Consider the following 23,094-nt stretch of genomic DNA (forward strand, 5'->3'; position numbering starts at 1 on the left):
GTATGCGAGTGACCCGGTCAGGCGAACACGACGTTCACAGTCCCGTGGAGGCTCCGCATGCAGGCATGGCAAGTGCACGAGAACGGTGAGCCGGGCGAGGTCATGCGCCTCGCAGAGGTGGCGCGGCCGGTGCCCGGCGAGGGCCAGGTCCTGCTGAAGGTGCGCGCCGCGAACATCAACTTCCCGGACGCGCTGATGTGCCGGGGCCAGTACCAGGTCAGGCCGCCGCTGCCGTTCACCCCGGGCCTGGAGATCTGCGGTGAGACCGAGGACGGACGCCGGGTGATCGCCAACCCCGTGCTGCCGTACGGCGGGTTCGCCGAGTACGCCGTCGCGGACGCCACCGCGCTGCGGGACGCCCCGGACGCGCTGGACGACGCCGAGGCCGCCGCCCTGCACATCGGCTACCAGACCGGCTGGTTCGGGCTGCACCGCAGGGCCGGTCTGGAGGCCGGTGAGACCCTGCTCGTGCACGCCGCGGCGGGCGGCGTCGGCAGCGCGGCCGTGCAACTGGGCAAGGCAGCCGGCGCCACCGTCATCGGCGTGGTCGGCGGCGCCGCGAAGGTGGCCGTCGCCCGGGAACTGGGCTGTGACGTGGTGATCGACCGGCGTGAGCAGGACGTCATCGCCGCGGTGAAGGACGCCACCGGCGGCAGGGGCGCCGACGTGATCTACGACCCGGTCGGCGGTCAGGCCTACGCCCAGTCCGCCAAGGTCGTCGCCTTCGAGGGCCGCATCGTGATCGTCGGCTTCGCCGGTGGCACGATTCCCAGCCCGGCGCTGAACCACGCCCTGGTGAAGAACTACTCGATCCTCGGCCTGCACTGGGGCCTGTACAACACCAAGAACCCCAAGCTGGTCCAGCACTGCCACGAGCAGCTCACCGACCTGGCCGCACGCGGTGCCGTCAAGCCGCTGGTCAGCGAGCGCGTGCCGCTCACCGGCGCCGCCGACGCCGTGCAGCGGGTCGCGGACGGAGTCACCACCGGACGCGTCGCCGTGCTGCCCGTACCGCAGAACGGAGCAGCGGCATGATCGACGCCACCGAACTGAGGCGCCGCACCCGGGAGTTGCTGGCCGCGCAGCCGCCCACCCGTCTCCCGCCACCACCCTCGACCGAGGGCCCTGCGGGCCCGCCCCCCTCGTTCGCCGGCACCGACCGCCTCGACTTCCTGCGCGCCCGCTTCGACGCGGGCCTCGCCTGGGTGCACTACCCCGAGGGGCTCGGCGGACTCGGCGCCCCCCGCTCCCTCCAGGCCGTCGTCGACGCCGAACTGGAGGCCGCCGGGGCACCCGACAACGACCCGCGGCGCATCGGCATCGGCCTGGGCATGGCGGCGCCGACGATCCTGCAGTACGGCACGGAGGAGCAGAAGCGGCGCTTCCTCCGCCCGCTGTGGACCGGCGAGGAGGTCTGGTGCCAGCTGTTCAGCGAGCCGGGCGCCGGATCCGACCTGGCCGCCCTCGGCACCCGGGCGGTCCGTGAGGGCGAGGACTGGGTGGTCGACGGGCAGAAGGTGTGGACCTCCAGCGCGCATCTCGCCCGCTGGGCCATCCTCATCGCCCGCACCGACCCGGAGGTGCCCAAGCACCAGGGCATCACCTACTTCGTCTGCGACATGACCGACCCCGGTGTCGAGGTGCGGCCGCTGCGCCAGATCACCGGCGAGGCCGAGTTCAACGAGGTCTTCCTCACCGGCGTCCGCATCCCCGACTCCCACCGCCTCGGTGAGGTCGGCGACGGCTGGCGGGTCGCGCAGACCACGCTCAACAACGAACGCGTCGCCATCGGCGGCACGCGGCTGCCCCGCGAGGGCGGCATGATCGGCCCGGTCGCGAAGGCCTGGCGCGAGCACCCCGAACTGCGCACCCACGACCTGCACCAGCGCCTGCTGGGGCTCTGGGTGGAGGCCGAGGTCGCCCGGCTCACCGGCGAACGCCTCCGCCAGCGGCTCGCGGTCGGCCAGCCCGGTCCCGAAGGCGCCGGGATGAAGCTGGGCTTCGCCCGCCTCAACCAGCAGATCAGCGGTCTGGAAGTGGAACTCCTCGGCGCGGACGGCCTGTTGTACGACGACTGGACCATGCGCCGCCCCGAACTGGTCGACTTCACCGGCCGCGATGCCGGCTACCGCTACCTCCGCTCCAAGGGCAACAGCATCGAGGGCGGGACGAGCGAGGTCCTGCTGAACATCGTCGCCGAACGCGTCCTGGGGCTGCCGTCCGAGCCGCGTACCGACAAGGACGTCGCGTGGAAGGACCTGGCCCGATGAACCCGATGAACCCGATGAACCCGATGAACCCGACGAACACGGTGGGCGCGAGCAGCACGACGAGCGCGACGCACCTGGAGGACCCGCAGCCCGACCTGCTCTACTCGGAGGAGGAAGAGGCGCTGCGCGCCGCCGTCCGGGACCTGCTCACCGACCACTGCGACGCGGCCGGGGTGATCTCCCGCATCGAGTCGGACACCCCGCACGACCTGGCCCTGTGGAAGTCGCTCGCCGACGGCATGGGTCTGGCCGGTCTGCTGGTGCCCGAGGACCGCGGCGGTCAGGGCGCCACCCACCGGGAGGCCGCGGTCGTACTGGAGGAGCTGGGGCGGGCTGTCGCCCCCGTGCCCTACCTGAGCAGCGCCGTCGTGGCCACCGAGGCGCTGCTGGCCTGCGCGGACGGGAGCGCGGACGGGGAGGACGTGCTGGCCTCCCTGGCGTCCGCGCGCCGGATCGGCGTCCTCGCTGTCGGGCTGCACACCGCGCCCGGCGCGTCCTTCGCCACCGCCCGGGCGGTGGACGGCGTACTGCACGGCGAGTTGACCGGTATCGCCGACGCCGCCGCGGCCGACGTGCTGCTCGTACCGGCGGACGACGGCGGGCTGTACGCCGTCGAGGCGGACGCGGTCACCGTCACCGGTCAGACGTCCCTGGACCTCACCCGCCCCGTCGCCACGGTCGTCCTCGACGGCGCCCGGGGACGCCGGCTGGGCGACGCCGAACCCGCCGTGCGACGGGCGCTGCGAGCCGGCGCCGGACTGCTGGCCTCGGAACAACTCGGCCTCGCCGACTGGGCGTTGACGGAGACCGTCCGCTATCTGAAGGACCGCAGGCAGTTCAACCGGCCGGTCGGCGGCTTCCAGGCGCTCAAGCACCGGCTCGCCCAGTTGTGGCTGGAGGTCGTCAACCTCCGTGCGGCGGCCCGCAACACCGCCGCGGCCCTGTCCGCCGACCGGGATGCCGATGTGGCTGTCGCAGTCGCGCAGGCCTACGCGGGACAGGTCGCCGTCCACGCCGCCGAGGAGGCGCTGCAACTGCACGCCGGCATCGGCATGACCTGGGAGCATCCGGTCCACCTGTACCTGAAGCGGGCCAAGGCCGACTCCCTCGCCTACGGCACGGCGGGTGCCCATCGAGAGGCGCTGGCCGAACTGGTCGACCTGCGGGCGCCCTGAGACACCGTCACGCGCCCGGTCCCGGTCGAAGGAGCCCGCCCCGCACGGGGCGGGCTCCTTCGCGTACTCGGCCCCGGCGAGGTGAACGCGTGACGGCGGATCGGCCAACTCCCCGCACAGCACTGCTTTCCGGGTGCGTGCCGACCTCATACTCCAGTGGTCCCGTACGGCACTTCCAGGGAGGCAGAGCATGGCCCTCACCACCCGTCGCAGAGCCCTCACCACCCTCGGCGCAGCCTTCGCGGGCTCGGTGGCGCTGCCCGCCGCCGAGGCGCTGGCCGGGGAACAGCGGCACCACCCACGTCCGTTGTGGCGCGCCCACGCCCACAACGACTACGTACACCCGCGCCCCCTCCTCGACGCACTCGACCACCGGTTCGGCAGCGTCGAGGCCGACATCTTCCTCGTGGGCGGCCAACTCCTCGTCGCCCACGACCCCGAGGACCTCGACCCGTCCCGTACTCTCGAGTCCCTCTACCTCGACCCGCTCGCCGCCCGGGTACGGGCCCAGCGCGGCTCGGTGTACCGGGGACACCGGGAGCCGCTCCAACTCCTCGTCGACATCAAGACCGAGGGCGCGTCCACCTACCTCGAACTCGACCGCCGCCTGCGCCGGTACCGGCATCTGTTCACCACCTGTGTCGACGGCCGGGTGCTGCCCGGACCGGTCACCGCCGTCGTCTCGGGAGATCGCGCGGCCCGCGCGCCCATGGAGGCCCAGCGGGTGCGGCACGCCTTCTACGACGGCAGGCTGACCGACCTCGGCGGGCCGGCCAGGGCCTCGCTCATCCCGCTGATCAGCGACAACTGGACGCTGCACTTCACCTGGCGGGGCGTCGGCGCCTTCCCCGCCGCCGAGCGCCAAAAACTGCGGGACATCGTGGGCGGCGCGCACGCGCGCGGCCGGCGAGTGCGCTTCTGGGCCACCCCGGACCAGCCGGGCCCCGCCCGGGACGCCCTGTGGGGCGAACTGGCCGCCGCCGACGTCGACCACCTCAACACCGACGACCTGGCGGGACTGGAATCCTTCCTCGACGCGTACCGCCCGCGGTAGACACCACACGTTCGGAGGACAGGTCAGCCGCCCGGACGAACCCTCCGCTACGCCACACTTACGGCCGAACGCCGCGAAGCAGACGTGGCGGAGGAGGTTGACGATGGCCGTTTCCATCTCTGTGGTGCTGCTGCTCGCGGTCCTGGCGGTGATCTTCCTGCGCAACGGCGGACTGAAGCTCTCGCACGCTCTGGTCTGTCTGCTGCTCGGGTTCTCTCTGGCCAGTACCAGCATCGCCCCCACCATCCACAGCGGTCTGACCGCGACGGCGGACATCGTCAGCGGTCTGCGGCCGTAGGACCCGGGGCCCGCCGGGTGACTCGGCGTTCTCGGAGTTTCGAGGGTTTTCTTCTTTCCCGGCGTTTTCGGCTTTCTCAGCGTTCGGTCACCGCGTCGCGCGGCAGCACCGTGACCCGGTGGAAATTGCACCCGGCGGTCGTCGGTGCGCAGGAGGGGGGCGGTGGGGTCTGGTGGGCCTTGAGCGCGACGCTCACCAGGCTCAGCAGCAGGTCCACGTCGGTGGCGCAGTCCAGATGCACCGTCACCCAACTCGACCCCGGGGTCAGCTGGATCGCGGTCGAGGCGTTCAGATCGTAGTGGAAGCGCTGAATGGCGCGGCGGGTCAGGTGGAGGTCGACGTCCCGTTCGGAGTGGAAGTGGACGATCTCTTCGCGAGTGGAGCGGAGAGCCTGTCCGGTACCGCAAGCTGCCTTGCAGGCGGTGAGGTCGGGCCAGGTCCGAAGTAGCTCCATGGCTCGCTGCGCCGGTTTCATGGCCTCATAGTGACCCGCTCATCGTGCGGCAACCAGTAGTTGGGCGTTTCGTAATCGATCGGTGAGGCGGCGCACCCCTTACCCATGATCACATCGTGACAGCGGGCCACCTGGTGACCGCACACGGTGCTCCCGTCCTCGTGTGCGACAAGGGCCAGGGCCGGAACCCGGGGGCAGGGGCAGGGGGCTCAGGCCCTCCCGGCGACCGCAGCCGGGTCGTCCAGGACCCCCCGGACCACCGAGTGCGCCGCGCCCAGCAGGGGGCCCTCGGGGCCCAGGGCCGACACCGAGACGGTGCAGGCCGGGCCCGCCGTGCGCCGGGCCAGTTCGGAGCGGAGCGAGGGCAGCAGCCAGGGCGCGAGCCCGGACAGCGCGCCACCCAGCACGACGCTCTCCGGGTCCAGGAGGTTGACCGCCCCGGTCAGCGCGATGCCGAGCGCCGTCCCCGCGTCGTGCAGGGCACGCCGTACGGCGGGGTCGCCCTGTTCGGCACGGCCGGCGAGCAGGCCCACGCGGTCCTCGCCCGGCTCCACACCGGCGGCGCGCAGCACCGCCCGCTCACCGGCGTACTGCTCCAGGCAGCCGCGTCCACCGCAGCCGCACTCCGGGCCGTCGGGCCGTACCGGCACGTGCCCCAACTCGCCCGCGAAGCCCCGGGTTCCGTGCAACAGCCGCCCGTCCACGACCACGGCGGCGCCGATGCCGATCTCGGCCGACACATGGAGGAAGTCGCGCGGTGTGCCCTCGCCGAGCCAGAGTTCGGCCAGCGCGCCGCAGTTGGCCTCGTTGGCCACGGTCAGTGGGAACCGCGCCGGGAGCAGGGCACCGAGGTCGGTGTCGCGCCAGCCGAGGTTCGGCGCGCGTACGACGGTCCGGGCGTCCCGTGCCACCAGGCCCGGCACGGCCACGGTGAGCCCGGCCGGCCACAGCCCTTCCCCCTCGGCCTCGGCGACGACCCGGAGCAGGAGTCCGGTCAGCTCCTCGATCACCGGTCCGGGGGAGCGGCCGCGGTTCGGGACGTGCCGTACCGCCCGTGCCCGGACCCGTCCCCGCAGATCGACCGCGCACACCGCGAGATGGTCGACGCCGATCTCGGCACCGATTCCGGCCGGACCGCGCCCGCTGACGGCGAGCGCCGAGCCCGGCCGGCCCACGCGTCCCGGTCGCTCGGGGCCCAGTTCCTCCAGCAGGCCCGAGCGAATGAGCTCGTCGACCAGGGTGGACACCGCCGCCCGGGTCAGGCCGATGCGTGAGGCGACGGCGGCCCGGGACAGCGGCCCCTCGGCGCTGACGGTGTGCATCACCCGTGAGAGGTTGCGGCGGCGCATGCCCTGCTGGGTGTCGGGCAGTGTCCGTCCCGGACCGGGAGGGGGCGGTACCCGCCCCGAGCCGGCCGGGCGGGTCTCGTGCAGCGGTGCGCTCATGCCTCCGTCAGTCCTCGTCGGTTCTGTCACGGTGTGGCCGGGGCCGGTGTCCGCCGGCGAAGGCCTCAGTCGGTGTCCGTGCCCCGCTCCAGGAGCGGGGCCGCGTCGGAGAGTACCCCGGCGATCCTGGCCAGCGTCTCCTCGTCCCGCTCCACCGGCTCCAGCACCGGCCCCGCCGCCGTGTCCCAGCGGCGGGCGACCGCGGCCGGGTCCTCCCCGGTGAGCAGGCCGGCCGCCTGCGCCGCCGCACCGAGCGCCACCAGCTCCCGCGCCTCGGGCACCTGCACGGCCCGGCCCGAGAGCCGTCGCACGGTCTGCTGCCAGGCCGTGCCCCGGGAGCCGCCGCCGATCAGCAACAGGGGCGCCGACGGGTCGGCGTCCTTGTCGTTCTGGCCCTTCTGGCCCTTCTCGTCGTCCTTGCCGACGACGCGGTCGAGCGCGCCGAGCAGGGAGTGCACGGCACCGTCGTAGGCGGCCTGGAGCAGCTGACCGCCGGTCGTGTCATGGCGCAGCCCATGCAGCAGGCCGGACGCGTGCGGGAGGTTGGGGGTGCGCTCACCGTCGAGGAAGGGCAGGAGCGTGATGCCGTGGCCCGGTTCGACGGCCTCGCGGTCCAGGCCCAGCAGGGTCGCGACCCGGTCCACGGCGAGCGTGCAGTTGAGCGTGCAGGCGAGCGGCAGCCAGTCGCCGCGCGCGTCGGCGAAGCCCGCCACGATGCCGGTCGGATCGGTCGGCCGGCGCCGCGACACCGCGTACACCGTGCCCGAGGTGCCGAGGCTCATCACCGGGGTACCGGGCCGCACACCGAGGCCCAGCGCGGCGGCCGCGTTGTCCCCGGTACCGCACGCCACCAGGGTGCCCTTGGAGAACGGCAGGTCAGGATGGGCGCGTACGGTCCCGGCCACCTCTTTGGGCCGTACGACACGGGGCAGCAGCGCCGGGTCGAGTCCCACATGCGCGAGGATCTCCTCGTCGTACGACTCGGTTCCGGAGGCCCACCATCCGGTGCCGGAGGCGTCGCCGCGGTCGGTGGTGCCCTGGCCGGTGAGCCGTCCGGTGAGGTAGTCGTGGGGGAGCCGGACGGCCTTGGTGGCGCGGACCGCGTCCGGCTCGTGCTCCGCCAGCCAGGCCCACTTGGTGACCGTGAACGAGGCGGCCGGCACGCTTCCGGTGTGCTCGGCCCAGAACTTCGCGCCGCCCAGTTCCTCGGTCAGCCGGCGGGCCTGCGGCGCGGAGCGCACGTCGTTCCACAGCAGTGCCGGACGCACCGGCTCGCCCCGCTCGTCCAGGGTGACCAGCCCGTGCTGCTGGCCGCCGATCGACACCGCGGCGGCCTCGTGCGCCGCCTGCCCGCACTGGCGCAGTGCCTCGCACAGGGCGTCCCACCACTGGCGCGGATCGCTCTCCCGGCCCGCCCCCGAGGTCACCGTGTGCGGTGCCTGGCCGCTCGCGACGACGCGTCCGGTGGCCACGTCGACGACCAGCGCCTTGGTGGACTGGGTGGATGTGTCCACGCCGACGACGAGCGGACCCTCGGCTGCTGACATCGGTTTCTCCCTCTTCCGCGGTTCAGCGGGGTGTCTCTCTTCCCAGAGCTGCTCCTGCATACTAATTTGTAAATCGCCATGACGAAATAGCCTCAGCGAGCAAGGAGCCACGGCATGAACTACCGGCCCACCCCCGAGGACAAGTTCACCTTCGGTCTGTGGACCGTCGGCTGGCAGGGACGCGACCCGTTCGGTGACGCCACCCGACGCGCCCTCGACCCGGTCGAGTCGGTGCAGCGCCTGGCCGAGCTGGGGGCTCACGGCGTCACCTTCCACGACGACGACCTGATCCCCTTCGGCTCGAGCGACAGCGAGCGCGAGGGACACATCAAGCGGTTCCGGCAGGCGCTGGACGCCACCGGGATGAAGGTGCCGATGGCGACGACCAACCTCTTCACCCACCCGGTGTTCAAGGACGGCGCGTTCACCGCCAACGACCGCGACGTGCGCCGCTACGCGTTGCGCAAGACCATCCGCAACATCGACCTCGCGGTCGAACTCGGTGCCCAGGTGTACGTGGCCTGGGGCGGCCGCGAGGGCGCCGAGTCCGGCGCCGCCAAGGACGTACGGGTCGCCCTGGACCGCATGAAGGAGGCCTTCGACCTGCTCGGCGAGTACGTCACCTCCCAGGGCTACGACCTCCGTTTCGCCATCGAGCCGAAGCCGAACGAGCCGCGCGGCGACATCCTGCTGCCCACCGTCGGCCACGCCCTGGCCTTCATCGAGCGCCTGGAGCGGCCGGAGCTGTACGGCGTCAACCCGGAGGTCGGCCACGAGCAGATGGCCGGGCTGAACTTCCCGCACGGCATCGCGCAGGCGCTGTGGGCGGACAAGCTGTTCCACATCGACCTCAACGGCCAGTCCGGCATCAAGTACGACCAGGACCTCCGGTTCGGCGCCGGTGACCTGCGTGCCGCGTTCTGGCTGGTGGACCTGCTGGAGTCAGCCGGCTACAGCGGCCCGAAGCACTTCGACTTCAAGCCGCCGCGGACCGAGGACCTCGACGGGGTGTGGGCCTCGGCGGCGGGCTGCATGCGCAACTACCTGATCCTCAAGGACCGCGCGGCGGCCTTCCGTTCCGACCCCGAGGTGCAGGAGGCGCTGCGCGCGGCCCGCCTGGACCAGCTGGCCCAGCCCACGGCGGCCGACGGCCTCCAGGCACTGCTCGGCGACCGGTCGGCCTTCGAGGACTTCGACGCCGACACCGCCGCCGCGCGCGGCATGGCCTTCGAGCACCTCGACCAGCTGGCGATGGACCACCTGCTGGGCGCCCGGGGCTGAACCTCGGGCCCCGGGGAGCAGAGGGTCCGGGACGGTGTGAGCGTGGCCGACGTGCTGCTTCGCGTGGCGGCCGCGCTCACCCGGGATCACGAGGACCACGGGGACCACGGGATCGGGCGGTGGCGCGCGGTACCGCACGGCCCGGCCTCCGCGCGGAGCACGCCGCGGGCTCGGGCCCGTGCCCCGGCTCCGTGTCGAATTCCGTGCGGGACGCTCGCGCCGGGAGCGCGTCCGAGGCGACCATGGCCGGTATGGCCAAGCCACCGGTACCGCCCCAGCCGTCCGGCCCGCCGGGTGACACGCCGCCCCCGGGCGGCGGCTTCGGACCCCCCTCGTACGGCGGCGCACCTCCGCCGCCGGACCCCCCTCCGCCCGGCCCGCCTCCGCCTCACGATCCGCCGCAGGACCCGCCAGGCGACGGGGGCGGATCGGGACGGGGTCCCGGCGGGCGCAGGAACCTCCTGCTCATCGTGCTCGCGGCGATCGTGGCCGTGGCGGCCGTCTTCGTGGTCGTGCTGATGGCCTCGGGAGGCGACGACGCGCCGGACGAAGAACCCACCGGGAGCAGCACGGGCGCCCCCGGCTCGCCCGACCCGTCCCCGGGCGTCCCGTCCGAGCTGCCCAGCGGTCTGGAGAGCCTGCTGCCGTCCGGTTTCCCCACCGAGCTGCCGTCGGACTTCCCGAGCGAACTGCCCAGCGGTCTGCCGACCGAGCTGCCGAGCGGCGTGCCCAGCAATCTGCCGAGCGGGCTCGAATCGCTCCTCCCGCCCCTGGACGAGGCCGGGTTGCGCTGACCCGGGCCAGACACGTACACGGCGTCTTCCGGGTGAGACTGTTTCAGGCCGTTCTCCCGGCGTGGAGCTCCGCCCTCGCCGACGCCAGGGCCGTCGCCGGGTCCTGGGCGGCGCCTCCCGCCGGGACCCAGCGGCCGCGCTCCTTGCGGTACGGCCACCAGCGGCCGTCGCGTCCCAGCCGCAGCTGGACCGGCGCACCGACGACGGTCCAGCGGTTGGCACGGGTCCGGAACACCGGCCGTTCGCCCTCGTCGCCCTCGGCCCAGGCCGACTCGAGGGCCGCACGTGCGCGTGCGAGCGCTTCGGCGTCCACCGTCCACTCCTCGTCGAGCACGGCCAGCGCCGCCGTACCACCCTGGCGCCAGGCCCGTACGGCCACGGCCAGCCCCTCCCGGCCACGCCCCGAACCGGCGGCGAGCCGGTCCGCCACGGCGCGCGCCGGGTCACCGGCGGCCAGCCGCACCGCGTCCTGAGCCGCCGTCGGATCCGGCTCCACCGGCTGCCGTTCATGCCCGTCCCGGAGCGCCTCCGCGAGCAGGTGACGGGCCTGCGCGGAGGTCCGTGCGGCGAGGAACCCCAGGGCGGACGGGTCGATCCCGGCAGGGGGAGGCCCGTCCGTGTCCAGCGACGGAGGCACCCCCGGCGCCGCGGGCAGCGGGGGAGCGGCGGGCAGCCCCGGCCGGATGCCGCCCGCCGCGAACGCCTCGGCCGCGTCCACGCCCTCCGGGCGGGACCGCTTCTCCGGGTGTGTCCCGGCATGCGACCGGAGCGCGTCCAGCAGGGCCCGCTCACCGCGCCCCCGCAGCAGGAACAGGACGAACGGGTCCTGGTCCAGCAGCAGGGCCACCTGGTAGCAGAGCGCCGCCGTGTGACCGCAGTGGTCCCAGGCCCCGCAGGCGCACTCCGGCTCCAGATCGCCCAGGCCCGGCAGCAGTTCGACCCCGGCCGACTCCGCGTCCTCCACCAGATGCGGCGGCATCTCCCGGTCGAGCAGCGCCGCCACATGTCCGGCCCGTTCGACGGCCATGCCCAGAAAACGGTCCCACTGCTCGTCGGACAGCTCCTGGAGCAGGACGTCCGCCCGGTGCGCCGTGCGGTCGCGGTCCTGTACGACGGCCGTGATGCGTCCCGGACGCACGGACACCGCGCCGACCGCTCCCGCGCGGGCGAGCCCGCGCCCCGCCTTCAGCTGCTGGGCGTCCAGGGCCGTGCCCTCCAGCGCCGTCAGCCAGGCCCGGCCCCACCAGGTCTGCGCGAAACCACGCCCCCGCGCGGGAGGCAGCGCGGCGAACGTCCGCTCCGTCCCGGAGGCTTCACCGCCGGCCGCATCTCCGTCGGCCTCGTGACCGTCGGCGTCGCGGTCGTCGGTCTCCGCAGCGTCGTACCGGCTCATCGTGCTCCCTCTCGCAGTTCCACCAGATCCGCCAGTTCGGCGTCCGTCAGTTCGGTGAGCGCCGCCTCCCCGGAGCCGAGCACCGCGTCCGCCAGTTCGCGCTTGCGGACCAGCAGCGCGGCGATGCGGTCCTCGATCGTGCCCTCGGCGATCAGCCGGTGCACCTGTACCGGCCGGGTCTGGCCGATGCGGTACGCGCGGTCCGTCGCCTGCGCCTCGACGGCGGGGTTCCACCAGCGGTCGTAGTGCACGACATGCTCGGCACGGGTGAGGTTCAGGCCCGTGCCCGCGGCCTTCAACGACAGCAGGAAGACCGGGACCTCGCCGTCCTGGAAACGCCGCACCATCGCCTCGCGCCCGGCCACCGGCGTGCCGCCGTGCAGGAACTGCGACGGCACGCCCCGTGCGGCGAGGTGACGCTCCAGGAGACGGGCCATCCGCACGTACTGCGTGAAGACCAGCACCCCGGCCTCCTCGGCGAGCACCGTGTCGAGGAGCTCGTCCAGCAACTCCAGCTTCCCGGACCGCCCAGCGAGCACCGGACGGTCCTCCTTGAGGAACTGCGCCGGGTGGTTGCAGATCTGCTTGAGCCCGGTCAGCAGCTTCACGATCATTCCCCGTCGCGCCATGCTGTCGGTACCGGAGATCTCGGCGAGGGCCTCCCGCACCACGGCCTCGTACAGCCCCGTCTGCTCCTGGGTGAGCGACACCGGATGGTCCGTCTCCGTCTTCGGCGGCAGCTCGGGCGCGATCCCGGGGTCCGACTTGCGGCGGCGCAGCAGGAACGGCCGCACCAGCCGGGCCAGCCGCTCTGCCGCTGCCGGGTCCTGCCCGCTCTCCACGGCCTCCGCGTACTGCCTGCGGAAGGTGCCGAGCCGGCCGAGCAGGCCGGGCGTCGTCCAGTCCAGGATGGCCCACAGTTCCGAGAGGTTGTTCTCCACGGGCGTGCCGGTGAGCGCCACGCGCGCGCGTGCGCCGATGGAGCGCAGCTGCCGGGCCGTCGCCGCGTAGGGGTTCTTCACGTGCTGGGCCTCGTCGGCGACGACCATGGCCCAGTCCACCTCGGCGAGCCGGGGAGCGTCCAGGCGCATGGTGCCGTACGTGGTGAGGACGAACTCGCCCTCGGCCAGGTCGTCCAGCGAGCGCCGTGCACCGTGGAAGCGGCGTACCGGTGTACCGGGCGCGAACCGTTCGATCTCCCGCTGCCAGTTGCCCATCAGGGAGGTCGGGCACACCACGAGGGTGGGTCCGGCGGACACGGGGTCGGACTGCCGGTGCAGATGCAGGGCGATCAGGGTGATGGTCTTGCCGAGGCCCATGTCGTCGGCGAGACAGCAGCCCAGGCCCACGGAGGTCATGTGGGCCAGCCAGTTCAGCCCGCGCCGCTGGTAGTCCCGCAGGGTGGCGGCGAGGGCCGCCGGCTGTGCGACGGGCCGCTGTCCCTCGGGGTCGGCGAGACGGTCCCGCAGGGCCGCCAGCCAGCCGGTGGGCCGCACCTCGATCCGGTGGCCGTCCACCTCCACCGAGCCGGTCAGGGCGGCCCCGAGCGCGTCGACGGGCCGCACCTCGTGGTCGTGGCGCGCACGGGCGCGGAGCACCTCCCGAGGGTCGAGCAGCACCCACTGGTCGCGCAGCCGCACGACGGGACGCTTGGTCTCCGCGAGCCGGTCCAGCTCCGCGCGGGTGAGCTGCCGGTCGCCCAGGGCGAACGACCAGTCGAAGGCGAGCAGTGCGTCGGCCGACAGGAAGGACGGTCCCTGGGAGGCGCCCGCGACATCGGGCCGCCCGGAGCGCTCGGGGCGCCGCTCGTCGGCAGCGGGACCGATCTCCGCGCGGGTGGTCAGTTCGCGGGTCAGCTCCCTGGGCCAGTGCACGTCGACGCCCGCGCCGGCGAGCGCCCTGGTGCCCTCTCCGAGGAGCTCGGTGACCTCCTCGTCGGCGAGGTCGACCGCGTCCGGCACGGTCGCCGACAGCAGGGGGGCGAGCGGGGCCCAGGCGCGGGCGGCACGGCGGAGCGCGAGCAGCGTGTCCATCCGGGCGCGCGGTCCGAAGCCGCCGTCTGCGCCGTCTGCGCCGTGCGCGGGGCCGGCCCACACGTCGGTGGCGTCCGCGACGAGCGCGGGGTCGCTCACACTGTGCACCTGGAGCACCACTCGGAACGTGGCGTTCGCGCCGTCGTCACCCATGGTGTCGCTGTCCATGGTGTCGTCGTCCCGGGGATCCGTGAGCCCCGTCAGGTCCGTGAGGCCGTGCACCTCGACGCGCAGGGACAGGCGTACGCCGGCGTCGTGGCCCGCGGCGACGTCGGCGGCCCAGTCGCGCAGTTCGGGCAGGTGCTGCCGCTGTGGTACCGCGTAGGCGGGGGCGCCGGTGACGAGGGGTGCGGCGGGGGAGCGGGGCAAGGTGTCGGCGACCGCGTCGAGGAAGGCGCGCAGCAGCCGTTCGGGATCGGGCAGGCGCAGCGGCCCGGGGCCGTCCACCGGCAGGGCGTGTGCCTCGGGCGGCATCGCGGCGGCCAGCCGGCGCACCGCCTCGATGTCCTCCGCGTCCAGCGGCCCCGTGCGCCAGGCGTCGTGGCCGGCCGGGGACAGTCCCGGCAGCAGCAGTCCGCGCGCCACCAGACCCAGGGCGTGCACGGCGGCAGCGCCCCAGAACACGGCGGCAGGGTGCCCTTCGTCGCGTGCCCGTGCCCGGGTGAGGACGGGCAGCGCGGCGCGTACCGGCAGCAGTGCCGCCGGGACGCTCACCGTCTCCACTCCGGTCTCGCCGGGAACGACGACGGTCAGCTCCTCGACCGACGCCGCGTCCACGGCAGGGGGAGCCGACCCGTCGGGCCGCCAGAAGGCGACCCGGCCGGTGCGGGCCGGATCACCGGGTACGAATACGGCTGAACAGCGGGTCAGTTCGGCGTACCGAGCGGGAGCGTGCGGCGGGGGAGGCGTCTGCGCGACGATGACGGATTCCTTGCTTCATCGATTCATCAAACTTGACTAGCGGCATCGGAGCCGCCGAGAGTACAACACGACCGGGGGTGACCGGGTATGCCTGGGTGGTGAACCGGGTCACCATGGAGACGCGGTCGTGTTCCGTCCCCATGCATCAGTGAGCCGCCGAGTCGCCGAGTCACCGAGTCACTGAGCCGGTGAATCGACGAATCGACGGTGGCCCTCAGGGAAGCCTAGGGGGTGAACCTCAGGGGCGTCTCAGGGGCGCGGTCGGAACCGCCGAGGGCGCGGGTCCGTTTTCACGACAGAGAGCGGCAACGGCCGCGAAGGAGGCGACACTCATGTCGAAGAACGCCAAGATCGCCGCGGGAGGTGTGGCGGCCGGGCTCATCCTGCTCATCTGGCTGCCCTGGTGGGCGGCGCTCCTGATAGTCCTGGGAGTTCCGGCCGCCGCGTACCTCGCCCTGGACCCTTCACAGCGGAGCCGGCTGCGCCGTGTCTCGCGCAAGGAGCTGGGCCGCTGAGACCGGTGGGGCGCGTCCGGCGGGCCGGTGCCGGGTCAGGCCCCGGCCCGGCTCGGATCCGGGGCCGACCGTCTCGGGGTCCGCGGGCGCGACCGCGGCCGCCCGGCGGACCGCCGTGACCCTCACCGGACGTACGGAGCCCGCCACGCACAGTAGAGTCGAAGTCCGGCGGCAGAAGGGGGCGGCGCGGTGAAGCGCTTCGAGCGACTGGAACACATCCGGCGGATGGACCCGTACCGGGACGCCACGGAGATCTACCGCCTCAGCGCGGCGTACGAATTCCCCTGGGACTTCACCCGGTCGCTCGAACTCGCCCTGTACCGCACGTACGCCGTTCCCCGCATCGGCCGTCTGCTCGCCGAGACCGCGGAGCTCACGGACCGCTCCCAGCAGCGCTACGACGACACCTCGCTCCTCCTGGACGCCGTCGTCGAGCACGGGTTCGGCAGCGACCGGGGCCGGACCGCGATCCGCCGCATCAACCGGATGCACCGCAGTTACGACATCCCCAACGACGACATGCGGTACGTCCTGTGCACCTTCGTCGTGATGCCCAAGCGGTGGATCGACGCCTACGGGTGGCGCAGGATGTCGCGGCACGAGACCGTCGCCGGCGCAGTCCACCACCAGACACTCGGTCGGCACATGGGCATCCAGGACATCCCCGGCTCCTACGAGGAGTTCGAGAGCTGCCTCGACTCCTACGAGCAGGCCCACTTCGGCTGGGACGAGGGCGCGCGCCGGGTCTCGGACGCCACGCTCGGTCTCATGACCTCCTGGTACCCGCGCCCGCTCGCCCCGCTGCTGCGCACCGCCACACTCGCCCTGCTCGACGACCCCCTCCTGCGGGCCTTCCGGTACACCCCGCCGAGCGCCGCCACACGCGTGTGCGTACGCCGCGCGGTGCGGCTGCGCGGCCGCGCGGTCCGGCTGCTGCCGCCCCGGCGCGCCCCGCACTTCGCCCGGCAGAACCGGGAGATCAAGAGCTATCCGAACGGCTACCGGCTGGAGGACCTGGGCACCCACCCGGTGCCGGGCCTCGGCGGCTGCCCGGTGCGGCACCCGGACACCACGCCCGCCGACTGAGCGCCGGGGTGGCCGAAGAGGTCAGTCCTCCCGGACGGCCAGCGCCAGGAACCGCGCTTCCTCGTCGGCGTACGACGTCATGCGCCAGCCCGAACCGGCCAGCAGCGGACGGAGGTTGTGCTCCGCGCGGAGATCGTCCGGTGTGAGCGAGCGGCCCTGGCGGGCGGCGAGCGCGGCCCTCCCGATCGGGTGGAACAACGCCAGCACCCCACCGGGACGCACCACCCGCGCCACCTCACGGAGATTTTCGGCCGGGTGGGGCAGATGCGCGATGAGGCCCGCCGCGAACACGGCGTCGAGCGCCCCCGAACGCAGGGGCAGTGCGGCGACATCGGTGAGCAGCAGCGTGCCGTCGCCGTCCCGTCCGGCGGCCGCGGCCTCCCGCAGCATGGCCGGCGTCAGCTCCGCCCCGAGGACCGTTCCCGAGGAGCCCACCGCGGCACGCAGCGGCGGCAGGGCCCGTCCGGTGCCACAGCCCGCGTCGAGCACCCGGTCGCCCTCACGCAGCCCGAGGTCGGCGACCGCGGCCGCGTAGGCCGGACCGTCGTCGGGGAAACGGCGGTCCCAGCCGGCGGCACGCGCGGTGAAGAACTCCTGGACGTGTGTGTGGTCGTGCGTGTGGTCGTCTGCGCGGTCGTCACTCATGTCCCGCATGATCCCCCACCGGACGGCCCGGACCGCGCCCTCCGGCGGTGGAGAGCTTGCCGGCGCGGATTTCGTGCGGGTTCCGTGCAGGACGAACTCGCGCCACTCCTCGTCGGCCACCTTCCGCCCCATGGCTCCTAACCTCCTTGTCCGGCGCCCGGTCGTGGGGAAGGCTGGCCACGGGGATCTCCCTGCCAGGGGATGCACCGCACGGGGGAAGCGAACGGAAAGGCCCACGGACGGAACCACGGGAACCAACACGGGGAAGAGCAAGGGGGAGATGCGCGAAATGACGCAACATCAGGGACTCGACTGGCTGCTGGACGACCTGACCAGGCGTGTCGAGCAGGTGCGGCACGTCTTGGTCCTGTCCAACGACGGACTGGTGACCGGGACGAGCACGGGACTGCGCCGCGAGGACGCGGAGTACTTGGCGGCCGTGTCGTCCGGACTGCACAGCCTCGCCAAGGGATCCGGACAGCACTTCGGTGCGGGCGGAATGCGCCAGACGATGATCGAGTTCGACGACGCGATGCTCTTCGTCACCGCGGCGGGCGCCGGCAGCTGCCTGTGCGTGCTCAGCGGGGCCGAGGCCGACGTCGGACGGGTCGCCTACGAGATGACCCTGCTGGTCAACCGGGTCGGAGAACATCTGGACGTGGACGCCCGCCGACCGGGCTCCAACGGTCTCGCCGGGAACTGACCCGCACGTTCGTCCACCCCCGCGGGGTTATCCACAGGGCTGTCGCAGAGAGTGACGGAGTGGATACGGTTCTCTCCGGGTCGGCGTACACCGCGTCGGCCCCGCACATTCCGCGGGGGAGACGAGCATGTCCGCGAACACCGCCACCCACACCATCACGACGACCACGCCTGCCACACCCGCCGCGCCCGGCCGGCGCCCGCCGGGCCGGGCGCCGGCACGGAATCGCGCGACGGGAACCGGCGACCGGGGGCCCGCTGACCTACAACGCCCGGAACAGCCCCTCCTGGACGACGGACACCAGCATCCGCCCCGCGCGGTCGTAGATCCGCCCGCGGGCCAGCCCCCGCCCGCCCGTGGCGATCGGTGACTCCTGGTCGTACAGGAACCACTCGTCCGCACGGAACGGGCGGTGGAACCACATGGCGTGGTCCAGCGACGCCATGTCGAAGCCCCGCGGACCCCACAGCGGTTCCACCGGGATCCGGACGGCGTCCAGCAAGGTCATGTCGCTGGCGTAGGTCAGGGCGCACGTGTGCACCAGCGGATCGTCGCCGAGCGGGCCGACCGCGCGCATCCACACCGCGCTGCGCGGCTCGGCGTCCTTGACGTCGTCCCGGTTCCAGCGCAGCCGGTCCACGTAGCGGATGTCGAAGGGCTGACGGCGGGCCATCAGCTCCAACTGCTCCGGCAGCGCGCCCAGATGCTCGCGGATCTCGTCCGTGACCGTCGGCAGCGACTCGGGGTCCGGAACCGCGCGGGCCGGCGGCAGCTGGTGCTCGAAACTCCCCTGTTCGGGTTTGTGGAAGGAGGCGGTGAGATTGAAGATCGTGCGTCCCTGCTGCACGGCGGTGACCCGGCGGGTCGTGAACGACCGCCCGTCCCGCACCCGTTCCACCTCGTACACGATCGGCACCCCGGGGCGCCCCGGGCGCAGGAAGTACGCGTGCAGCGAGTGCACGGGGCGGTCGCCCTCGGTGGTGCGGCCCGCGGAGACCAGGGCCTGGCCTGCCACCTGGCCGCCGAAGACCCGCTGCAGCGACTCCTGCGGACTGCGGCCCCGGAAGATGTTGACCTCGATCTGCTCCAGATCGAGCAGGGCGACGAGGCTCTCGGTCGGATTCGTCATGGGAGGAACGCTCCTGTGCTCACAGCTGGCCGACATCGGTGACCCGGACGACCGCACGGCCCTCCGCGTCGGAGGCGGTGAGGTCGACCTGCGCGCTGATGCCCCAGTCGTGGTCGCCGTTCGGATCGTCGAAGATCTGCCGGACCCGCCACAGGCCGTCGGCCGGCACCTCCTCGATCAGCAGCAGCTTGGGGCCGCGGGCGTCGGGGCCGGTGCCGAGTTCCTCGTACTCGTCCCAGTACTTGTCCATCGCCTCACCCCAGGCGTCCGCGTCCCAGCCGGCCTCCGCGTCCAGCTCGCCCAGCGCGTCGACCTGGTCCAGAGCGGCGAGCTCGACCCGGCGGAACATGGCGTTGCGGACCAGGACCCGGAAGGCACGGGCGTTGGCGGTGACCGGCTTGACCTGGTCGGCCTTCTCCTGGGCCTCCTCGGCGGTCAACTCCGCGGGGTTGGCCAGCTGCTCCCACTCGTCCAGCAGACTGGAGTCGACCTGACGCACCATCTCACCCAGCCAGGCGATCAGGTCCTGGAGGTCCTCGGACTTCAGGTCGTCCGGGACCGTGTGCTCCAGGGCCTTGTAGGCGCTGGCCAGGTACCGCAGCACGATGCCCTCGGTGCGGGCCAGATCGTAGTGGGACACCAACTCCGTGAAGGACATCGCCCGTTCGTACATGTCCCGTACCACGGACTTCGGCGACAGCGGATGGTCGCCCACCCAGGGATGGCTCGTGCGGTAGGTGTTGTACGCGTGGAAGAGCAGCTCCTCCAACGGCTTCGGGTACGTGATGTCCTGGAGGCGCTCCATGCGCTCCTCGTACTCGACGCCGTCCGCCTTCATCAGGGCGACCGCCTCGCCGCGTGCCTTGTTCTGCTGGGCGGCGAGGATCTGGCGCGGATCGTCCAGCGTGGACTCCACGGCGGACACCATGTCGAGCGCGTACGACGGCGAGTCCGGGTCCAGCAGCTCGAACGCGGCCAGCGCGAAGGTGGACAGCGGCTGGTTCAGCGCGAAGTCCTGCTGAAGGTCCACGGTCAGCCGGACGGTCCGGCCCTCGGCGTCCGGCGTGTCCAGCTTCTCGACGATGCCGCCGTCCAGCAGCGAGCGGTAGATGGCGATCGCCCGCCGGATGTGCCGCAGCTGCTGCCTGCGCGGCTCGTGGTTGTCCTCGAGGAGGTGCCGCATCGCCTCGAAGGCGTTGCCGGGCCGGGCGATCACCGACAGCAGCATCGTGTGCGTCACCCGGAAACGGGAGGTCAGCGGTTCGGGATCGGAGCCGATGAGCTTCTCGAAGCTCTGCTCCGACCAGGCGACGAACCCCTCGGGCGCCTTCTTGCGGACGACCTTGCGGCGCTTCTTCGGATCGTCGCCCGCCTTGGCCAGAGCCTTCTCGTTCTCGACGACGTGCTCGGGGGCCTGAGCGACGACGAACCCCTCGGTGTCGAAACCGGCCCGCCCGGCGCGCCCCGCGATCTGATGGAACTCACGGGCCCGCAGCGTGCGCACCCGGCTCCCGTCGTACTTGGTCAGGGCGGTGAACAGCACCGTGCGGATCGGGACGTTGACGCCCACGCCCAGCGTGTCCGTACCGCAGATGACCTTCAGCAGGCCGGCCTGCGCGAGCTTCTCCACCAGCCGCCGGTACTTGGGCAGCATGCCGGCGTGGTGCACACCGATGCCGTGCCGGACGTAGCGGGAGAGGTTGCGGCCGAACTTGGTGGTGAAGCGGAAGTTGCCGATCAGGTCGGCGATCCGGTCCTTCTCCTCGCGTGTGCACATGTTGATGCTCATCAGCGCCTGGGCCCGCTCCACCGCCTGGGCCTGCGTGAAGTGCACGATGTACACCGGAGCCTGCCGGGCCGTCAGCAGATCGGTGAGCGTCTCGGTGAGCGGGGTGTAGCGGTACTCGTAGGACAGCGGCACCGGGCGGGTCGCCGAGCGGACCACCGAGGTGGGACGGCCGGTGCGGCGGGCGAGGTCCTTCTCGAAGAAGGAGACGTCACCGAGCGTCGCCGACATCAGGACGAACTGCGCCTGCGGCAGTTCCAGCAGCGGGATCTGCCAGGCCCAGCCGCGGTCCGGCTCCGCGTAGAAGTGGAACTCGTCCATGACGACCTGGCCGACGTCGGCGTGCCTGCCGTCGCGCAGCGCGATCGACGCCAGCACCTCGGCGGTGCAGCAGATGACCGGGGCGTCGGCGTTGACGGACGCGTCGCCGGTCAGCATGCCGACGTTCTCCGTGCCGAAGATCTTGCACAGCTCGAAGAACTTCTCCGACACCAGGGCTTTGATGGGGGCCGTGTAGAAGGTGACCTCGTCCCGCGCCAGCGCGGCGAAGTGGGCGGCCGCCGCGATCATGCTCTTGCCCGAGCCGGTGGGTGTCGAGACGATCACGTTCGCCCCGGAGACCACCTCGATCAGCGCCTCCTCCTGGTGGGGGTAGAGCGTGAGACCGCGTTCCTGGGCCCACGACTCGAAGGCTTCGTACAGGGCGTCGGGGTCGGCGGTCGGCGGCAGCTGATCGATAAGGGTCACGCCCCCCATCTTGCCTGCCGCCGGGCCCCACGTGGGAATCGGATTCGGGAACGAAGATCACGAAGGCTACGCTGTGGCGCCGAGGGGCGTCAGCGCACCTGGTCGACCGGACAGCTGTACACGAGCAATGGGGCGGGTAACGGGGATGATGGGACCAGCACACTCACTGTCGGGAGCCGCGGCCTGGCTCGGCGTCGGAGCGGCGACGGCCGCCGCAGGAAAACCGATGCCCTGGCCGGTGCTCCTGGTCGGCGCGCTCATCTGCGCCGGCGCCGCCCTCGCCCCGGACCTGGACCACAAGGCGGCGACGATATCCCGTGCCTTCGGGCCCGTCTCCCGGAGACTGTGCGAGATCGTCGACAAGCTGTCGTCCGCCGTCTACAAGGCCACCAGGAAGCCGGGCGACCCGCGCCGCTCCGGCGGTCACCGCACCCTCACCCACACCTGGCTGTGGGCGGTCCTGATCGGCGGGGGCACCTCCGTTCTGGCGATCACCGGCGGCCGGTGGGCGGTGCTGGCCATTCTCTTCGTCCACATGGTGCTGGCCATCGAGGGCCTGCTGTGGCGGGCGGCCCGGGGCGCCAGCAGCGATGTACTGGTGTGGCTGCTCGCCGCGACCAGCGCGTGGATCCTCGCGGGCATTCTGGACCAGCCGGGCAACGGCGCCGCCTGGCTGTTCACGGCACCGGGCCAGGAGTACCTGTGGCTGGGGCTGCCGATCGTCCTGGGCGCGCTGGTCCACGACATCGGGGACGCGCTGACCGTCTCCGGCTGCCCGATCCTGTGGCCCATACCGGTGGGCCGCAAGCGCTGGTACCCCGTAGGACCGCCGAAGGCGATGCGGTTCAAGGCGGGCAGCTGGGTGGAGATCAAGGTGCTGATGCCGGCGTTCATGCTGCTCGGCGGAGTGGGCGGCGTGGTGGCGCTCAACGTGGTCTGAGGCGGTGGCCCCCGGCCCGCCCGGGGGCTTCAGCCGGAGCCCTCACCGCCGTACCGGCGCTCGAAGCGGGCGACGCGCCCTTCCGTGTCCACGGTGCGTGCCTTGCCCGTGTAGAAGGGGTGGCTCTCCGAGGAGATCTCCACCTCCACCACCGGGTAGGTCTCGCCGTCGTCCCATTCGATGGTCTGCTCGCTGGTCGCGGTGGACCGGGTGAGGAAGGCGTAACCGGCGGACCGGTCGCGGAAGACGACGGGGTGGTAGTCGGGGTGCTTGTCCTGCTGCATGAAAGCTCCTCGTGCGACTCGTGCGACGTGTCACTCGTGCGACGTGCCTCGCCCGGGGGGGGCGGGCAGGGGAGACGGAGGGGTCACCCGGGCAGGGTGTCCTCGTCGACGACATGCATGGCGGCCTCCTCGGCCGAGGCCGCCGCACCGTCGATACCGACGTCCGTGGCCACCAGGGCGGTCTCCTCGTCCTCGTGCGCCCCCTCGTCGGGAGCGACGAGCCGGCCGGAGCGCGCGGCACCGACCTCGTTGTCCAGGAGTTCGCCGTCGGTGCCCTCGCTGTCGCCGAGACCGTCGCCGTCGAGAGCCGCGGGTTCGGGCAGCTCCTCGGCGAGCCGCTGGTCCAGCGTCTCGCCCGCGCGGCCCTCCGCCGCCGTCACACCGCGGCGCTCCACGGCCCACGGCCGCTCGGGAGGGGACCAGCCCCGGTCGAGGGGGTCGTCCACACCGTCGTCCATGAGGGTGTCCTCGGCATCGAGCAGTCCGGCGTCGTCCTGGACCTCGGACTCGTCGGGCTGGTAGACATCGTCTCCCCAACCGCCGGAACTGTTCACGGGTACCTCCAGGGGTGGCGGCGGGCCCGTTCCCGCCGTG

Annotated in this window: 21 protein-coding genes; 11 read left to right on the forward strand and 10 right to left on the reverse strand. The window is 72.6% G+C overall.

The genetic code is table 11. The features are described 5' to 3' along the window. Positions 1-57: 57 nt before the first annotated feature. The 5 genes from ACTWJ9_RS29300 to ACTWJ9_RS29320 all read left to right on the forward strand — a co-directional run bounded on the left by ACTWJ9_RS29300 (position 58) and on the right by ACTWJ9_RS29320 (position 4,797). On the forward strand, positions 58-1,035 hold the full coding sequence (locus ACTWJ9_RS29300; RefSeq protein ID WP_279337275.1) for an NADPH:quinone oxidoreductase family protein: 978 nt from the start codon (positions 58-60) through the stop codon (positions 1,033-1,035). Beyond that, positions 1,032-2,270, forward strand: a complete 1,239-nt coding sequence (locus ACTWJ9_RS29305; RefSeq protein WP_387035431.1) for an acyl-CoA dehydrogenase family protein — start codon at positions 1,032-1,034, stop codon at positions 2,268-2,270. The genes ACTWJ9_RS29300 and ACTWJ9_RS29305 overlap by 4 nt, the downstream gene beginning before the upstream one ends. 74 nt (positions 2,271-2,344) lie before the next feature. Further along, entirely contained in the window at positions 2,345-3,445 is a 1,101-nt protein-coding gene (locus ACTWJ9_RS29310; protein WP_387035473.1) for an acyl-CoA dehydrogenase family protein, read from the forward strand. A 190-nt stretch (positions 3,446-3,635) separates the two neighbouring features. After that, entirely contained in the window at positions 3,636-4,499 is an 864-nt protein-coding gene (locus ACTWJ9_RS29315) for a phosphatidylinositol-specific phospholipase C/glycerophosphodiester phosphodiesterase family protein (RefSeq protein ID WP_279337277.1), read from the forward strand. A 103-nt stretch (positions 4,500-4,602) separates the two neighbouring features. Further along, positions 4,603-4,797 (forward strand): hypothetical protein, encoded by a 195-nt coding sequence (locus ACTWJ9_RS29320; RefSeq protein WP_279337278.1) that lies wholly within the window; start codon positions 4,603-4,605, stop codon positions 4,795-4,797. Between the two features lie 76 nt (positions 4,798-4,873). Here ACTWJ9_RS29320 and ACTWJ9_RS29325 read toward each other — a convergent pair whose 3' ends face one another. The 3 genes from ACTWJ9_RS29325 to xylB form a co-directional block, all read right to left on the reverse strand. Beyond that, positions 4,874-5,272 (reverse strand): luciferase domain-containing protein, encoded by a 399-nt coding sequence (locus tag ACTWJ9_RS29325; RefSeq protein ID WP_387035434.1) that lies wholly within the window; start codon positions 5,270-5,272, stop codon positions 4,874-4,876. Between the two features lie 188 nt (positions 5,273-5,460). Next, positions 5,461-6,696: an ROK family transcriptional regulator gene (locus ACTWJ9_RS29330; protein WP_279337280.1), complete on the reverse strand. Its 1,236-nt coding sequence runs from the start codon at positions 6,694-6,696 to the stop codon at positions 5,461-5,463. A gap of 65 nt (positions 6,697-6,761) precedes the next feature. Further along, the gene (gene xylB, locus ACTWJ9_RS29335) at positions 6,762-8,243 is read right to left on the reverse strand and encodes a xylulokinase (protein ID WP_279337281.1); all 1,482 of its coding nucleotides are present in this window, start codon (positions 8,241-8,243) and stop codon (positions 6,762-6,764) included. A 114-nt stretch (positions 8,244-8,357) separates the two neighbouring features. On the opposite strand from xylB, the gene xylA reads away from it, so the two are divergent. Beyond that, positions 8,358-9,524, forward strand: a complete 1,167-nt coding sequence (xylA, locus tag ACTWJ9_RS29340; protein ID WP_279337282.1) for a xylose isomerase — start codon at positions 8,358-8,360, stop codon at positions 9,522-9,524. Between the two features lie 470 nt (positions 9,525-9,994). Beyond that, positions 9,995-10,318 carry a hypothetical protein gene (locus tag ACTWJ9_RS29345; RefSeq protein WP_279337283.1) on the forward strand — a complete coding sequence of 108 codons (324 nt, stop codon included), beginning with the start codon at positions 9,995-9,997 and terminating at the stop codon, positions 10,316-10,318. A 43-nt stretch (positions 10,319-10,361) separates the two neighbouring features. Here ACTWJ9_RS29345 and ACTWJ9_RS29350 read toward each other — a convergent pair whose 3' ends face one another. Beyond that, the gene (locus ACTWJ9_RS29350) at positions 10,362-11,711 is read right to left on the reverse strand and encodes an SWIM zinc finger family protein (RefSeq protein WP_443294941.1); all 1,350 of its coding nucleotides are present in this window, start codon (positions 11,709-11,711) and stop codon (positions 10,362-10,364) included. Beyond that, positions 11,708-14,665: an SNF2-related protein gene (locus ACTWJ9_RS29355; RefSeq protein ID WP_443295930.1), complete on the reverse strand. Its 2,958-nt coding sequence runs from the start codon at positions 14,663-14,665 to the stop codon at positions 11,708-11,710. Before ACTWJ9_RS29355 ends, ACTWJ9_RS29350 begins: the two co-directional genes overlap by 4 nt. Before the next feature lie 332 nt (positions 14,666-14,997). On the opposite strand from ACTWJ9_RS29355, the gene ACTWJ9_RS29360 reads away from it, so the two are divergent. Together ACTWJ9_RS29360 and ACTWJ9_RS29365 are read left to right on the forward strand one after the other, a co-directional pair. Next, a complete protein-coding gene (locus ACTWJ9_RS29360) occupies positions 14,998-15,180 on the forward strand; it encodes a hypothetical protein (protein ID WP_109380710.1) in 183 nt (60 codons plus the stop codon). A gap of 189 nt (positions 15,181-15,369) precedes the next feature. Further along, positions 15,370-16,266, forward strand: coding sequence for an oxygenase MpaB family protein (locus ACTWJ9_RS29365; RefSeq protein ID WP_279337285.1), 897 nt, complete (start codon positions 15,370-15,372; stop codon positions 16,264-16,266). Between the two features lie 21 nt (positions 16,267-16,287). Here the strand turns inward: ACTWJ9_RS29365 and ACTWJ9_RS29370 are convergent, their stop codons facing one another. Continuing rightward, positions 16,288-16,920, reverse strand: a complete 633-nt coding sequence (locus ACTWJ9_RS29370; RefSeq protein WP_443295931.1) for a class I SAM-dependent methyltransferase — start codon at positions 16,918-16,920, stop codon at positions 16,288-16,290. Positions 16,921-17,200: 280 nt separating this feature from the next. Here ACTWJ9_RS29370 and ACTWJ9_RS29375 point away from each other — a divergent pair, with 280 nt between their 5' ends. Then, positions 17,201-17,614, forward strand: coding sequence for a roadblock/LC7 domain-containing protein (locus ACTWJ9_RS29375; RefSeq protein ID WP_279337286.1), 414 nt, complete (start codon positions 17,201-17,203; stop codon positions 17,612-17,614). Positions 17,615-17,876: 262 nt separating this feature from the next. Here the strand turns inward: ACTWJ9_RS29375 and ACTWJ9_RS29380 are convergent, their stop codons facing one another. Further along, on the reverse strand, positions 17,877-18,743 hold the full coding sequence (locus ACTWJ9_RS29380; protein WP_279337287.1) for an acyl-CoA thioesterase: 867 nt from the start codon (positions 18,741-18,743) through the stop codon (positions 17,877-17,879). Between the two features lie 19 nt (positions 18,744-18,762). Next, positions 18,763-21,276 carry a DEAD/DEAH box helicase gene (locus tag ACTWJ9_RS29385; protein ID WP_279337288.1) on the reverse strand — a complete coding sequence of 838 codons (2,514 nt, stop codon included), beginning with the start codon at positions 21,274-21,276 and terminating at the stop codon, positions 18,763-18,765. Positions 21,277-21,421: 145 nt separating this feature from the next. On the opposite strand from ACTWJ9_RS29385, the gene ACTWJ9_RS29390 reads away from it, so the two are divergent. Continuing rightward, the gene (locus ACTWJ9_RS29390; RefSeq protein WP_279337289.1) at positions 21,422-22,216 is read left to right on the forward strand and encodes a metal-dependent hydrolase; all 795 of its coding nucleotides are present in this window, start codon (positions 21,422-21,424) and stop codon (positions 22,214-22,216) included. 29 nt (positions 22,217-22,245) lie between these two features. Here ACTWJ9_RS29390 and ACTWJ9_RS29395 read toward each other — a convergent pair whose 3' ends face one another. Further along, on the reverse strand, positions 22,246-22,500 hold the full coding sequence (locus ACTWJ9_RS29395) for a type B 50S ribosomal protein L31 (RefSeq protein WP_109380703.1): 255 nt from the start codon (positions 22,498-22,500) through the stop codon (positions 22,246-22,248). An 83-nt stretch (positions 22,501-22,583) separates the two neighbouring features. Beyond that, on the reverse strand, positions 22,584-23,054 hold the full coding sequence (locus ACTWJ9_RS29400) for a DUF5709 domain-containing protein (RefSeq protein ID WP_279337290.1): 471 nt from the start codon (positions 23,052-23,054) through the stop codon (positions 22,584-22,586). Between the last annotated feature and the right edge of the window lie 40 nt (positions 23,055-23,094).

Origin of the sequence: Streptomyces sp. GDS52 (genome assembly GCF_052246875.1) — a bacterium.
Classification (GTDB): domain Bacteria; phylum Actinomycetota; class Actinomycetes; order Streptomycetales; family Streptomycetaceae; genus Streptomyces; species Streptomyces cathayae.

Excerpts from the sequence above, each read along its gene's own strand:
- ACTWJ9_RS29300 (WP_279337275.1), top strand. The coding sequence starts at position 58 with ATGCAGGCATGGCAAGTGCACGAGAACGGTGAGCCGGGCGAGGTCATG.
- ACTWJ9_RS29305 (WP_387035431.1), top strand. The coding sequence starts at position 1,032 with ATGATCGACGCCACCGAACTGAGGCGCCGCACCCGGGAGTTGCTGGCC.
- ACTWJ9_RS29315 (WP_279337277.1), top strand. The coding sequence starts at position 3,636 with ATGGCCCTCACCACCCGTCGCAGAGCCCTCACCACCCTCGGCGCAGCC.
- ACTWJ9_RS29320 (WP_279337278.1), top strand. The coding sequence starts at position 4,603 with ATGGCCGTTTCCATCTCTGTGGTGCTGCTGCTCGCGGTCCTGGCGGTG.
- ACTWJ9_RS29325 (WP_387035434.1), bottom strand. The coding sequence starts at position 5,272 with ATGAAACCGGCGCAGCGAGCCATGGAGCTACTTCGGACCTGGCCCGAC.
- ACTWJ9_RS29330 (WP_279337280.1), bottom strand. The coding sequence starts at position 6,696 with ATGAGCGCACCGCTGCACGAGACCCGCCCGGCCGGCTCGGGGCGGGTA.
- xylB (WP_279337281.1), bottom strand. The coding sequence starts at position 8,243 with ATGTCAGCAGCCGAGGGTCCGCTCGTCGTCGGCGTGGACACATCCACC.
- xylA (WP_279337282.1), top strand. The coding sequence starts at position 8,358 with ATGAACTACCGGCCCACCCCCGAGGACAAGTTCACCTTCGGTCTGTGG.
- ACTWJ9_RS29350 (WP_443294941.1), bottom strand. The coding sequence starts at position 11,711 with ATGAGCCGGTACGACGCTGCGGAGACCGACGACCGCGACGCCGACGGT.
- ACTWJ9_RS29360 (WP_109380710.1), top strand. The coding sequence starts at position 14,998 with ATGTCGAAGAACGCCAAGATCGCCGCGGGAGGTGTGGCGGCCGGGCTC.
- ACTWJ9_RS29370 (WP_443295931.1), bottom strand. The coding sequence starts at position 16,920 with ATGCGGGACATGAGTGACGACCGCGCAGACGACCACACGCACGACCAC.
- ACTWJ9_RS29375 (WP_279337286.1), top strand. The coding sequence starts at position 17,201 with ATGACGCAACATCAGGGACTCGACTGGCTGCTGGACGACCTGACCAGG.
- ACTWJ9_RS29380 (WP_279337287.1), bottom strand. The coding sequence starts at position 18,743 with ATGACGAATCCGACCGAGAGCCTCGTCGCCCTGCTCGATCTGGAGCAG.
- ACTWJ9_RS29390 (WP_279337289.1), top strand. The coding sequence starts at position 21,422 with ATGATGGGACCAGCACACTCACTGTCGGGAGCCGCGGCCTGGCTCGGC.
- ACTWJ9_RS29395 (WP_109380703.1), bottom strand. The coding sequence starts at position 22,500 with ATGCAGCAGGACAAGCACCCCGACTACCACCCCGTCGTCTTCCGCGAC.